We start from the raw sequence: 11,973 nt of genomic DNA, 5'->3' as shown, positions 1-11,973 counted from the left end.
GGGGTTATTCTGGCGCGTAGATTTGTGACTCAGAAGATGATTGAGTCAATTCAGTCAAAATACTTTGCTGCATAGAGAGTAGATGGCCATTGCGCTCATTTTGAGCTTGGCACTCAGAGACCGACTCTTGCAGTTTTATCCAGTTTTTTGTGAGAGGTTTCGCGATGCTATCAGGCAAAGCCTCAATCAGCTTCTCAACCCCTTTTGCATCAGAAGATACACCGATACGCATCAGTAGTTGGCTGCGTTTAGCGGCCCTATCTTCCAGCTTTGCTAGAAACTTTTGGTATTGTGCAGCGGTCTGTTCCAAGCGTTCTGAATCACGCTTTGTCAGCATGGTATGCTGTGCTTTTAGAACTTTTAGCAGTGCCTGATAGTCTTGAACATCCAAGTTTACTGCTTGAATAAAAGCTTTGATGGCCGCTATTTTGTCGCTATTCATCGCCATCTCTAGTCACGTTGGTGAGTGTTTAAGATAGCGCTAGCCAGCTCATTGAGGTCAACGTTAAAGTCGCCCTGTTTTAATTCTGCACGAACTTGGTTAACACGCTCTAGGTCAACATCAGGTAGAGCGCTAAGCTCTTGCTGCAGGGACTCAAGTTGCTGAGCTTGCGGGCTTACTTGGGCCAATGGTGTCACATTTGCCTTAGCTGATTTATCTGCCGTTGCTTTTTCAACAGGCTTACTTTCTGGTGGATTCACTTTAAGCACGTTTGGATTTGCGTTTGGACCAATTTTCATTGTTGATTTCTCTTTACTGGTTTGGGTCACTATCTAATAACGACACGCTTTATTGGGAGCTTAAAAAGTGACGCAGACAAATTAGAAGATACTTTTTACCTTGCCAGGCTCAATAACGATGGCATTAATCACGTTTCCAGAACTGGTATTGCGAACTCGAATTTGCTGTCGTTCATAGCCACTTTCCAGTGCTACCCCCGCCGTTGAAGTCGAAAAGTTTGTCCCTTGAGCAATCATCACCACTTGTTCGCCTCGATGAATGACATAAGGGGCACTGACTCTCTCTGGAGCGATCACTTTTCCTTGGCGCAATTGTCGTTGAGCTCGTTGGCCAATGAGGCGAGAAGGTTGGGAAACAAAATCTCGATTCATGCGAGCCAGAGACATGCTTCTTATCTCAATATCATCACTGAACAATACCTTATCTTTAGCAATGGTCTGTTTTGCGTAGACGACAGGCACAGAGGCATCAAAATAAGCTTGCGCTTGTATAGACCAACCCTCGTCGTCTGGGCAATTGACACGATAGCGAAGATTGCCTGCTGGAAGGCGACGTTTATCGCGTCTTTCTACTGTAAGTGGTTGCTCGCAGCTCAATCGATGGCTCCCAGAGGGGAGCGTGGTGGAGAGCGTTTGTTTTGATAGAGTCCACTGATTTCGTTTCGTCATATGCTCGACCTGACGCATCACATCACCTTTTAGCACCTGTGATATTTTCTCGTTCTTTGTGGTGTCTATATCACTCTTCGCCAAGGTGAACGGACTGACAAAAACAAGCATAAAGGCGCTCACCAACAATCGTTTATTTCTCATCGCTACAACACTCTCTTCTCTCTCATGAATGTTCTTTTCCTGCTTCCGTTGTTACTTCCTCTTGGGGCGGAAATGGTGCTTCCCATTAGCTTATCCACCCGAGTTAATCTCTTTAAAATCAGTAATTTAAATTTTGGCACGTATCTTGTTATGTATTGCGCCTAACCAAGAAAATATTGGCAAGGATACTCAATGACAATCAGTTTTGATAGTGCACTTGGCGTACATCCTCACGCGTTAAATCTGCGTGCGGAGCGCTCAAAGGTTATCGCAGGTAATTTGGCTAATGTCGATACCCCTGGATTTAAAGCGCGTGACTATGATTTTCAAGCTGCACTGGCAGAAGTGGAAAGTCGTGTCCAATCAGGTCAATCCGTGGGTTTGTCTGCGCAGCAGCTGAAATATCGCAATCCATACAACAACGCCATCGATGGTAACACCGTTGAGTTGGGTGTTGAGCAGGCGATGTTTGCTCAGAATTCAATGGATTTTGAAACCAGTTTGACCTTTCTCAATATGAAGTTTAAAGGGCTGTCGACAGCCATAACAGGGCAGTAATTTATGTCTTTTGCAGATATTTATCAGATCACTGGCTCAGCGATGACGGCGCAAACGACGCGCCTCAACACCATCGCGAGTAACTTAGCAAATGCGAACTCTGGCTCAACGACGGAAGCGGATACGTATCGCGCCCGTAAGCCGGTGTTTGCAACGGTTTATGAGCAGCATCAGCAATCTCTTTTTGGACCAACGAATCCAACGTCCGGTGCTCGAGTGCAGGTGTTGGATGTTGTGAACACCGATAGCCCACTTGATAAGCGTTATGAGCCGGGCAACCCAATAGCTGACGCCGATGGCTATGTGTTCTACCCGAATGTCGATGTGGTGCATGAGATGGCTGACATGATGTCAGCATCACGCAGTTTCGAAACGAATGTTGATGTCCTAAGCCGCACGCGCAGCATGCAGCAGGGCCTTCTTAAACTTGGTCAGTAGGGAATAAATCATGCTAGCAGTAATGTCAGATGACAATGCCAACGCTTCAGCTGGTCACGATGGGCAAATCGCCTCTAATGGCGGTCAGGACAACACGTTCCTAACGCTGATGATTGCGCAAATCCAAAACCAAACACCATTGGACCCACTAGATACCACTCAGTTCATGACTCAATTGGCGCAGATGACGCAGGTTGAGACCATGCAAAACATGAACTCGACAGTGACCAACCAGATGGTACTGCTCGATAACATTCAGGTACTAACCACAGCAGGTATGGTAGGCCAAGAGGTGCGTGTTTCTACCGATGAAGTCGAGTTTGATGGCGAGACTCATAAAGGTGTAATTGACCTAACCAGTGCTGTCGAGAGCCTCAACATTGAAATTCGTGATGATGCTGATCAGCTGGTAGAAACCATCGAGCTGGGTGCTCACAAAGAAGGGGAAGTGGACTTTGTTCTTGACCCTAAAGCACTCGGTTTGCCGGATGGTCAATATCAATTATCAGTGGTGACTGATGATTCTTCATATTCACCAGAGCTTATGCTCGATGGCGTTATCGAAAAAATGCGTATCCCACCAGGTGGTGGTTCACCGGAGTTTCTTATCTCTGGTGTTGGTTACGTGCCGTTTTTCCAAGTTACTCAGTATGGCGATCTTGAGGTTAGTGATGACACGCCATCTGTTTCTCCGTTTATGAGTCGTCTCGCGAGAAAGTAAGCCATAGGGCTTTATGCGAGTTATAGACATGAAATTAGATATTTAGGAATCAATAGAATGAGCTTCAACATTGCAATGAGTGGTCTAAATTCCACTTCTCAAGAGCTAAACACAATCAGTAACAACATCGCCAACGTTTCAACGGTGGGTTACAAGTCTTCACGCGCCGAGTTTGCAGCCGTAATGAATGGCGGCATGGGTGGTGGTGTTGAAATGTCGACGGTATCACAAAGCTTTAATGGCGCAAACATGGTCATGACAGGTCGCTCTATGGACTTAGCAATTGGTGGCAATGGTTTCTTTGTTCTAGAAGGTTCAGACGGTACGACGTCATACACGCGTGCGGGTATGTTCCATCAAGATAAAGACAACTTCATTGTGAACAACAATGGTGATCGTCTACAAGGCTACAACGTTGATGCTAATGGTAATGTGATGACAGGTGTGGTGTCTGATCTGCAAGTGAAGACAGGCTCTGTTCCAGCCAAAGCGACTGACAAAGTCGATTTTGCCGCCAACCTTGATGCTGGCGCGTCAGTGATTGATACGGACGAGAATGAGTTTGATCCTGAAAACAACGACAGCTACAACTCGTCTTACACGACGACCGTTTATGACTCTCTAGGTAATGAGCACACGCTGACTCAGTACTTTGTGAAAACCGATGAGAACGAGTGGGAAGTACACTACACCATGAACGGTGACGTTCTGGATGAAACCACAACGATGACCTTTGACACAGAGGGTAATCTAACGGCTCCAACAGGTAATGTTGGTATTAGCTTCAACCCAGAAAATGGTGCCTCTGCAATGGAATTTGATATTGCGATGAGTGGCACAACCCAATACGGCAGCGACTTTGCGGTTTCTACTAACCGTTCAGATGGCCACACTGCGGGTGAGTTGACAGGTGTCACCATCGATGAAGACGGCTTCCTATTTGCAAACTACAGCAATGGTGAGCGAATGATGCAGGGCCAGGTAGTACTCGCTGATTTCCCAAATAGCGGTGGTTTGGTTCAAGTAGGAAACACAGCATGGAGTGCGACTCAAGCATCGGGCCAACCTCTAGTTGGAGCCCCTGGTACAGGTACACTTGGTGCATTGAGTGCAGGCTACCTTGAAGAGTCAAACGTTGACCTAACTGGTGAGCTAGTGGGCTTGATGACAGCGCAGCGCAACTATCAAGCAAACGCACAGTCTCTATCAACTCAGCAAACGCTGACTCAAGTACTCTTCAACCTGTAGGCGCACGCTAGATGGATAAGATGGTTTATACCGCTGCATCGGGTGCCTCACGGGTGTTTACCGCGCAGCAAATCACGACTAACAACCTTGCGAACATCAATACGCATGGCTTTCGTGCAGATATGGAGCGTGCTCAGTCTTACGCCGTACAAGGTGCCGCGTATGACACTCGTGCGCTCGTGCAGCCACAAACCAGCGGTACTCGCTTCGACCCAGCAGCGCTGCAACAAACCGACCGATCGCTTGATTTAGCGATTCGTGGTGACGGTTTTTTTGCTGTGCAGACACCTGACGGTGAGCAAGTCTATACCCGCGCGGGTAATGTAGAACGCGACCCAGAGGGTGACCTATCAATTAATGATATGCCGCTGCTTGGCAATGATGACGCCCCTATTAACGTCCCGCTATTCAGTTCAATTGAGTTTGGCGATAACGGCACCATCAGCATTGTGCCGGAGGGTGAAGAGATCGCGATTGATATCGGCCAGGTGAAACTGGTGAACCCTGACGTTGCTGAGCTTCAGAAACTCGAAACGGGTCTGTTCGGTAGTCAAGAGCCGTTTGCACCAGCGGAAGATGGTGAAGTAATGATGGTTTCTGGCTTTTTAGAGCAGAGTAATGTTGTTGCTGTCGAGGAGATGGTGGCGTCAATGCAGCTTAGCCGCAACTTTGAAATGCAACTGAAAATGATGCAAACCGCAGAAAAAATTGCTGAGGCAGGTAATCGCCTGCTTCGCGCGTAGAGGAAAGATAAATGAACGCAGCACTATGGATTAGTAAAACCGGTCTTGCCGCTCAAGATGCAAAAATGGCGACCATTTCCAACAACCTGGCTAACGTAAACACTGTTGGCTACAAGCGCGACCGCGTGGCATTTGAAGACTTGTTCTATCAGATCCAACGCCAGCCTGGCGCGATGGTTGATGAAGTGAACGAACTGCCAAGTGGTATTCAGTTGGGCTCGGGTGTGCGTGTTGTTGGTACGCAAAAAGTCTTCACTGAAGGTATGTACCAAACCACAAACCAAAGTCTCGATGTCGCTATTGATGGTCAAGGCTTCTTTGAGCTTGAGACAGCCGATGGTGAGCTTGCTTACACACGTAACGGTCAGTTCCATTTGAACTCAGAAGGCATGGTGGTGACGGCACAAGGCCTACCGCTTGCGCAGAACATTCAGGTACCCGATGACGCAGAAACCATCACGATTGGTAACGACGGCACAGTGACTGCGAAAGTGGCCAACAACGATATTCCGGTTGATATTGGCCAAATTACACTGGCTAACTTTATTAATCCAGCCGGCCTTGAAGCGCTGGGTGGCAATATGTACCGCCAAACGGCATCAAGTGGTGAGCCTATTGATGGTATCGCAGGTGAGGGTGCATTTGGTCAGCTAAAGCAGGGCGTTCTTGAAGGCTCAAACGTTCAGGTTGTGGAAGAGATGGTGGATATGATCACCACTCAGCGCGGCTATGAAATGAACGCAAAAGCGCTATCGTCTTCGGATGAAATGCTTCAGTACGTTAACCAAGTTCTCTAAGCACTAGGAAGGTAGCACTCATGCAAAGATGGCTAACACTGTTGTGTAGTGTTTTCGTGTTAGCAGGCTGTGTCTCGAACAGTACGCCGCTGATTGAAGACCGACCAGCACCCGATGACGATGTCTATGCACCACCGGCTCTAGACTATTCTCTGCCAGCAGCAAGCTCAGGCTCAGTTTATCGTGATGACTATATCTGGACGCTGTTCCAAGACCGACGAGCTTATCGCGTGGGGGATATCTTGACGGTATCACTCGATGAAGATACGCGCTCAAGTAAGCAAGCGAACACCAACTTCGGTAAGAGCTCTTCAGCGGGGATCTCGGGTGGTTATGACACTGGAAGTCGCGCAGGGAGTGGCTCTGGTAATCTGTCGGGCGACCGCGACTTCAACGGTGGCTCTGCCAGCTCTCAGCGCAACTCTTTGAGTGGTTCGATTACGGTCATGGTTCATGAAGTGCTACCGAACGGTGTCTTGAGAATCAAAGGTGAGAAGTGGCTGCGCTTGAATCAAGGCGATGAGTTCATTCGTCTTAATGGCTTGGTGCGTGTCGATGACATCAATAACGGCAACGAAATTTCCTCTCAGCGAGTGGGTGATGCGCGCATTACCTATTCACAAAGTGGCATCTTAGCCGATGCTAACGAAGCGGGTTGGTTGACTAAGTTGTTTGTTAACCCACTCTTTCCACTGTAAGAGGCCACAATGATTAATAAAATTATGGCTGTACTAAGCCTCTTTCTTGTCACTGTATTTATCATCTTCACTCAACAAGTGAAAGCGAACGAGTCATTTTCAGCAAGTGAACGTCACTTGATTGATTTGGTGGATATTCAAGGGCTGCGTGAGAACCAACTGGTAGGCTACGGCCTAGTGGTTGGTTTGGATGGCACCGGTGACCGTAACCAAGTGAAGTTTACCAGTCAGTCGGTCACCAATATGTTGCGCCAGTTTGGCTTGCAGCTGGATGACAATATCGACCCGAAGCTGCGTAACGTGGCAGCGGTAAGTGTTCACGCTTCTATTCCACCTATGGCTGGCAAAGGCCAGACTATCGACATTACCGTGTCTTCGATTGGTGACGCGAAAAGTCTGCGTGGCGGCTCGCTGTTGATGACACCACTGCGTGCGATTGACGGTCAGGTCTATGCGGTCGGACAAGGCAACTTAGTGGTGGGTGGTATTAAAGCCGAAGGCCGCACGGGTTCGAGTATCACAGTTAATGTGCCAACCAGTGGCCGCATTCCTTCAGGCGCCATCATTGAGCGTGAGATCCCATCGGATTTTGTATCCAAGCCAATCGTCACTCTCAATCTACTACAACCTAACTTCACCACGGCAAGAAACATTTCTCGCACCGTTGATGAGATGTTTGGCCCTGATACTGCAGTTGCCGTTAGCCATGGTCGCATTGAGCTACAAGCGCCAGAAGATCTCGAGCAGCGTGTCGTTTTCATGTCGATGCTTGAAGAGATGAAAGTCGATATTGGTCGCCAGCGTGCGCGCGTGGTATTTAACACTCGAACTGGCACTGTAGTGGTGGGGCAAGGTGTTCAAATAGGCCGTGCTGCCGTAAGCCATGGCAACTTAACCGTGACCATTGGTGAATCGTTTAACGTGAGCCAGCCAAATGCGTTTGCCGGGGGCAATACCGCCATCGTGCCTGAAACAGACATCGATATTACCCAAGAGCGCAATCCGATGTTTATCTGGCCGGAAGGTGTGGAGCTAGAGACGATCGTCAATGCCGTTAACAGTCTTGGCGCGTCACCGGATGATGTGATGGCAATTTTACAAGCGCTGAATACCGCCGGTGCGTTAAACGCAGAGCTGGTAGTGATATAGGGATAAGTCATGAGTGTAACTATTATGCCGGTAAACCCAATGGCACTGCAGGCTATGCCTTTGAATGCAATCGGACAGTCTCCAATCGCAAAGAACTCTGGCACCTCAGACTCAGTTACAGGAACCGTGACTGCGTTTGATAGCCGTAACCTTAATGACTTGAAGCTCGCGGATGAGCAGCAAGCCTTGGAAGGGGTGGCAGAGCAGTTTGAGTCGATGTTTTTGCAGATGGTGCTCAAGCAGATGCGTCAGGCAAGTGAAGCCTTAAGCAATGATGAGGACAACCCTCTGTTTAGTAGCCGAGAGCTAAAAACCTACCAAGAGTTCTTTGACGGACAAATCTCGATTGAGATGGCAAAAGGACGTTTGGGTCTAGCAGAATCCATCGTTGAGCAGCTCTCCAGAGCGAAAGGTGATTTTGACAGTGAATTAGCCATGAATACATTTAAGGATTCAGGCCAAGAGGTCGCTTTATATTCACAACAGCAGCAGGAACAAGCCGTTGCTAATTCTCAAAATACACGAGCATTTCAGCAACCTCTACTGCTGGTTAATGATAAGGAGTCGACACTATGAGTTTGATGAACATTGGTTTGTCAGGTATCAACGCCAGCAATGTTGGTATGAATGTGACAGCGCAAAACGTGGCCAACATCAATACCCCTGGATATAGCCGTCAGCAAGCGGTATTTGGTACCGTTGGGCCAAAGGGTATGGGAGAGGCCGGTAATGGCGTGAGCGTAAACAGCATTCGCCGTATTACAGACCAATACCAAACTAACCAACTATTCCGCGCAAGTTCTATGATTGGCGCAACGTCGACTTCGGCTCAGCAGCTAGTACGTTTGGAAAACTTGTTATCAGCTGACTCTATGGACCTAGACCAAGGTTTCAATAGCTTCTTCTCTGCCTTAAATGGCTCGAGCGTGTCTCCTTATAACTCAGCGCACCGCACACAGATCATCAGTGAAGCGGAAGCCTTAGCTAACCGTTTTAACCAGCTAAGTAGCTCTCTTGATGGTCAATATGCGGATCTAAACCAGCAGCGTGAATCTGCGGTTTCGCAAGCCAACAGCATACTGACCAACATCAATAAGCTCAACGAAGAGATTCGCAAAGGCGAAGCGGCAGGCGCAAACACCTCTGCACTGCAGGATGAGCGTGATGTACTGATTACAGAACTGTCTGAAATCGTTGAAGTGCGCGTTACAGATGCTGGCGATGGCACCCTTGATCTCTCACTACCAAACGGCCAACCGCTATTAAGTGGCAATCAAGTGGCCCAGTTTGGTCTTACTACCGATCCTAGTAACCCACAAAGCAAGGTACTGTCTCTGAGCTTTAATGGCCAAGACTTCCCTGTGGGTAATGATATCGGTGGTAAGCTAGGGGCGCTGGACGACTATGAACATGACGTGTTGAAACCGGCAATGGATGTCATCAATGACATCGCTCTTGAGTTTGCTACAGCGTTCAACGATCAACTGGCAGAAGGTTTTGACCTGAATGGCGAGGCTGGTAAACCACTGTTTATCTTCGACCCAGAAAATCCAGCGGCCACAATCAAAGTGGACCCAGACTTCAAAGCTGAAGACTTGGCACTATCTGGTGATGGCACCCCTGGCGATAATGGAAATTTGCTGAAGTTGATTGAAATCCAAGAGCAAGAGTTTGATATCGGCCATCTTGGCACTCAAACGCTTGGTGGTGCCTTTACCTCATTAGTTGGTGATGTGGCGGTGAAATCTCGCCAAGCACAATCTGACTATCAAGCTGCGAGCAATATTTATGTGCAAGCGACGGTAGAAAAATCAGGCACCAGTGGCGTCAACATGGATGAGGAAGCGGTCAACTTGATGAAGTACCAACAAGCGTATCAAGCGAACTTGCAAGTTATTAATACGGCCAACCAAACATTCTCTGCTGTAATGCAGTTGTTCTACTAAGGATTAATCATGCGCGTAAGTACTAATCAATACAGTCAAATGATGTCTTCAAGCCTTAACAACAACTCGTTAGGCTTGAACAAACTGATGCAGCAGATGGCGACGGGTAAGCGAGTGCTATTACCATCGGATGATCCAATGGCAGCGACTCGGGTGATGAGTCTTGGTCGTCAACAGGCGGCTATCGGACAGTATCAAAGTAATATCGATGCCGCCGATCTCGCGCTCAAAAGCCAAGAAACCTACCTGTCAAATGGCGTTGATGTGATGCAACAGATCCGCGATTTAATGTTGTGGGCAGGTAATGATACTAACGGCCCTGCAGAGCGTGAGGCGATCGCCAGTGAGCTCGAGCAGCTTCAAGATACGTTGGTGTCGCTGATTAACGCGAAAGATGAGAATGGTAAATATATCTTCTCTGGTAATGAAGTGAACACTAAGCCACTGGACAGAGATGAAGAAGGCAACTGGGTCTACAATGGCGATGATGGCATCCGTGAGGTTGTGATCGGTGATGGTGTGACAGTTAAGCTGAACGTTAATGCAGGCGATATGTTCTTCAACGAGGATGGTTCGAACCTATTTGACCAACTCGATGAACTTATCACAGAGCTACGCGATCCGAACTTTAGTCCAACAGACAGTGATCTTCTTGAAAGCAGCATCAATATGCTAGATCAAGCGTTGGGCAATGTAACGGGTGAAATCACAAACCTGGGTGTACGCCAGAATACACTGACGACTATGTCTGATGGCCACAGTGAGGTGGAGCTGTTTAATAATCACCTCATCGGTCAGCTAGAAGATCTTGATTACGCCGATGCAATGATTGAGTTCAACAACTACTTACTTGCACTACAGGCAACCCAGGCCACTTATATGAAAACGGCCAACATGTCTCTGTTCAGCATGATGTAAGATATCGATTGAGTGGCGTTTGCGCCGCTCTACCTAACCACTAAGACAGACAATAAAGATAGGTAAGATATGGTTTCTCAAATTAGCGACTTTAGAACCGCCTCCGCAGGCAACAATCATCAGCCAAGCGTCATTGCTAAGCGTGCTGAGCAGACGAGCTCAGTAGCAGAGAGTCGCCAACGCGATCCTATTCGTCTATCTCGCACTCTGACGCCAGAACATACTCGCCAGCAAAGCTTACTGCAACGAGCTCAACAGCAGTTGGCTTCAGCGCAAGTGGCCGAGCAGAGCCTGTTGGAAATAGGTAAAGGCCTTGCCGAGCTTAATAAACGACTGAGCAATGCTTCTCGCTCTTCACAAGCGTCTCACCAACTTGAGGCAAATTTCGAAAAACTGACTTCAAGCTTGGAAAACCGTTTCCAGCAAGCAGAGTATCAAGGGCAATCCGTTCTTAGCCGTCAGTTAAAACCTATTTATCACGGTGAGGCGCAAACGACCTTTAAAGTGAGAGGGCTAGATACTCAGCGTGTGGTTAACCGTGATGAGATGCTGGTATTCAACTTAGGTAAAGGTGGAGCTAGTGCGGTGCCAGTTAAAATCCCGGCCAATGCAACACCTGAAAAACAAGCACAGCAGTTCCGTCAGGCGTTCAACGAACATGGGATTGGCGTAGGGCTGGATAAAAAGCGTCAGCTTGTGTTTAGCAGCAACGAGGGCGACTGGGAGCGATTGCAAAAGAGTCTAAAAGTGACTGGGCAGGGCGAGCGTTTTCCTGCTGGTAAAGCCAACCGTGCTCGAGTGGAAACCACTCAACTGCGATTTGAGCCGACCAAACTCAAAGCTGATCGCCAAGCACTGCAAAGTAGCCAGGCGGAAACCAAGCAATTGATCCAGCAAGTCAAAGCCAGCGTGCAAGAACTGCGTGATTATCGCAGAAACATCAATGAGAAGATGGCGAACATCAGCAATCAGCATGCGATTCTCTCTGATCTCTCTTTGGAGTCAGTGCAAAAGGATTTACAGAATATCCTTCCGGTTGAGATGAGTTTTACTCAGGTTTACCGCAATATCCAGACGCAAGCGAATGTCCATCGCCACACGGTGGTCGCATTGCTCTCTCGATAGTTAAATTTTTCGAGAGCCCAGCTTCTAGTCATCAATCATTAGCCCTCTACTCTGAGGGCTTTTTATTACCTTAAATTT

The 11,973-nt window shown here is 48.0% G+C and carries 15 protein-coding genes; 12 read left to right on the top strand and 3 right to left on the bottom strand.

Annotated features, from left to right (window positions below; genetic code table 11):
• Window positions 1-4: 4 nt before the first annotated feature.
• The 3 genes from GT360_RS14040 to flgA all read right to left on the bottom strand — a co-directional run bounded on the left by GT360_RS14040 (window position 5) and on the right by flgA (window position 1,554).
• The gene (locus tag GT360_RS14040; protein WP_164649447.1) at window positions 5-442 is read right to left on the bottom strand and encodes a flagella synthesis protein FlgN; all 438 of its coding nucleotides are present in this window, start codon (window positions 440-442) and stop codon (window positions 5-7) included.
• Window positions 443-450: 8 nt separating this feature from the next.
• Window positions 451-741, bottom strand: coding sequence for a flagellar biosynthesis anti-sigma factor FlgM (gene flgM / locus GT360_RS14035; protein ID WP_164649446.1), 291 nt, complete (start codon window positions 739-741; stop codon window positions 451-453).
• An 81-nt stretch (window positions 742-822) separates the two neighbouring features.
• Window positions 823-1,554 (bottom strand): flagellar basal body P-ring formation chaperone FlgA, encoded by a 732-nt coding sequence (gene flgA / locus GT360_RS14030; protein ID WP_164649445.1) that lies wholly within the window; start codon window positions 1,552-1,554, stop codon window positions 823-825.
• Between the two features lie 192 nt (window positions 1,555-1,746).
• Here flgA and flgB point away from each other — a divergent pair, with 192 nt between their 5' ends.
• The 12 genes from flgB to GT360_RS13970 all read left to right on the top strand — a co-directional run bounded on the left by flgB (window position 1,747) and on the right by GT360_RS13970 (window position 11,895).
• Complete coding sequence (flgB, locus tag GT360_RS14025) at window positions 1,747-2,112, top strand: flagellar basal body rod protein FlgB (protein WP_164649444.1); 366 nt, start codon at window positions 1,747-1,749, stop codon at window positions 2,110-2,112.
• 3 nt (window positions 2,113-2,115) lie between these two features.
• On the top strand, window positions 2,116-2,550 hold the full coding sequence (flgC, locus tag GT360_RS14020; RefSeq protein WP_164649443.1) for a flagellar basal body rod protein FlgC: 435 nt from the start codon (window positions 2,116-2,118) through the stop codon (window positions 2,548-2,550).
• A 10-nt stretch (window positions 2,551-2,560) separates the two neighbouring features.
• Window positions 2,561-3,271 (top strand): flagellar hook capping FlgD N-terminal domain-containing protein, encoded by a 711-nt coding sequence (locus GT360_RS14015; protein WP_164649442.1) that lies wholly within the window; start codon window positions 2,561-2,563, stop codon window positions 3,269-3,271.
• Window positions 3,272-3,328: 57 nt separating this feature from the next.
• Window positions 3,329-4,519, top strand: coding sequence for a flagellar hook protein FlgE (gene flgE, locus GT360_RS14010; protein ID WP_164649441.1), 1,191 nt, complete (start codon window positions 3,329-3,331; stop codon window positions 4,517-4,519).
• An 11-nt stretch (window positions 4,520-4,530) separates the two neighbouring features.
• A complete protein-coding gene (locus GT360_RS14005) occupies window positions 4,531-5,262 on the top strand; it encodes a flagellar basal body rod protein FlgF (RefSeq protein WP_164649440.1) in 732 nt (243 codons plus the stop codon).
• 11 nt (window positions 5,263-5,273) lie between these two features.
• Window positions 5,274-6,059, top strand: a complete 786-nt coding sequence (gene flgG, locus GT360_RS14000) for a flagellar basal-body rod protein FlgG (RefSeq protein ID WP_164649439.1) — start codon at window positions 5,274-5,276, stop codon at window positions 6,057-6,059.
• Window positions 6,060-6,079: 20 nt separating this feature from the next.
• Complete coding sequence (flgH, locus tag GT360_RS13995; RefSeq protein WP_164649438.1) at window positions 6,080-6,757, top strand: flagellar basal body L-ring protein FlgH; 678 nt, start codon at window positions 6,080-6,082, stop codon at window positions 6,755-6,757.
• A gap of 24 nt (window positions 6,758-6,781) precedes the next feature.
• On the top strand, window positions 6,782-7,906 hold the full coding sequence (locus GT360_RS13990; RefSeq protein ID WP_164649674.1) for a flagellar basal body P-ring protein FlgI: 1,125 nt from the start codon (window positions 6,782-6,784) through the stop codon (window positions 7,904-7,906).
• Window positions 7,907-7,915: 9 nt separating this feature from the next.
• Window positions 7,916-8,482, top strand: coding sequence for a rod-binding protein (locus tag GT360_RS13985; RefSeq protein WP_164649437.1), 567 nt, complete (start codon window positions 7,916-7,918; stop codon window positions 8,480-8,482).
• Entirely contained in the window at window positions 8,479-9,852 is a 1,374-nt protein-coding gene (gene flgK / locus GT360_RS13980) for a flagellar hook-associated protein FlgK (RefSeq protein ID WP_164649436.1), read from the top strand. Before GT360_RS13985 ends, flgK begins: the two co-directional genes overlap by 4 nt.
• A 9-nt stretch (window positions 9,853-9,861) precedes the next feature.
• The gene (gene flgL / locus GT360_RS13975; RefSeq protein ID WP_164649435.1) at window positions 9,862-10,770 is read left to right on the top strand and encodes a flagellar hook-associated protein FlgL; all 909 of its coding nucleotides are present in this window, start codon (window positions 9,862-9,864) and stop codon (window positions 10,768-10,770) included.
• A 69-nt stretch (window positions 10,771-10,839) separates the two neighbouring features.
• Window positions 10,840-11,895, top strand: a complete 1,056-nt coding sequence (locus GT360_RS13970) for a hypothetical protein (protein ID WP_164649434.1) — start codon at window positions 10,840-10,842, stop codon at window positions 11,893-11,895.
• The last annotated feature ends 78 nt before the right edge of the window (window positions 11,896-11,973 follow it).

It is taken from the genome of Vibrio astriarenae (assembly GCF_010587385.1).
GTDB classification, from domain to species: domain Bacteria; phylum Pseudomonadota; class Gammaproteobacteria; order Enterobacterales; family Vibrionaceae; genus Vibrio; species Vibrio astriarenae.
Note: the sequence above shows the minus strand (reverse complement) of the source record. Positions and strands in the feature narration are given on the sequence as shown.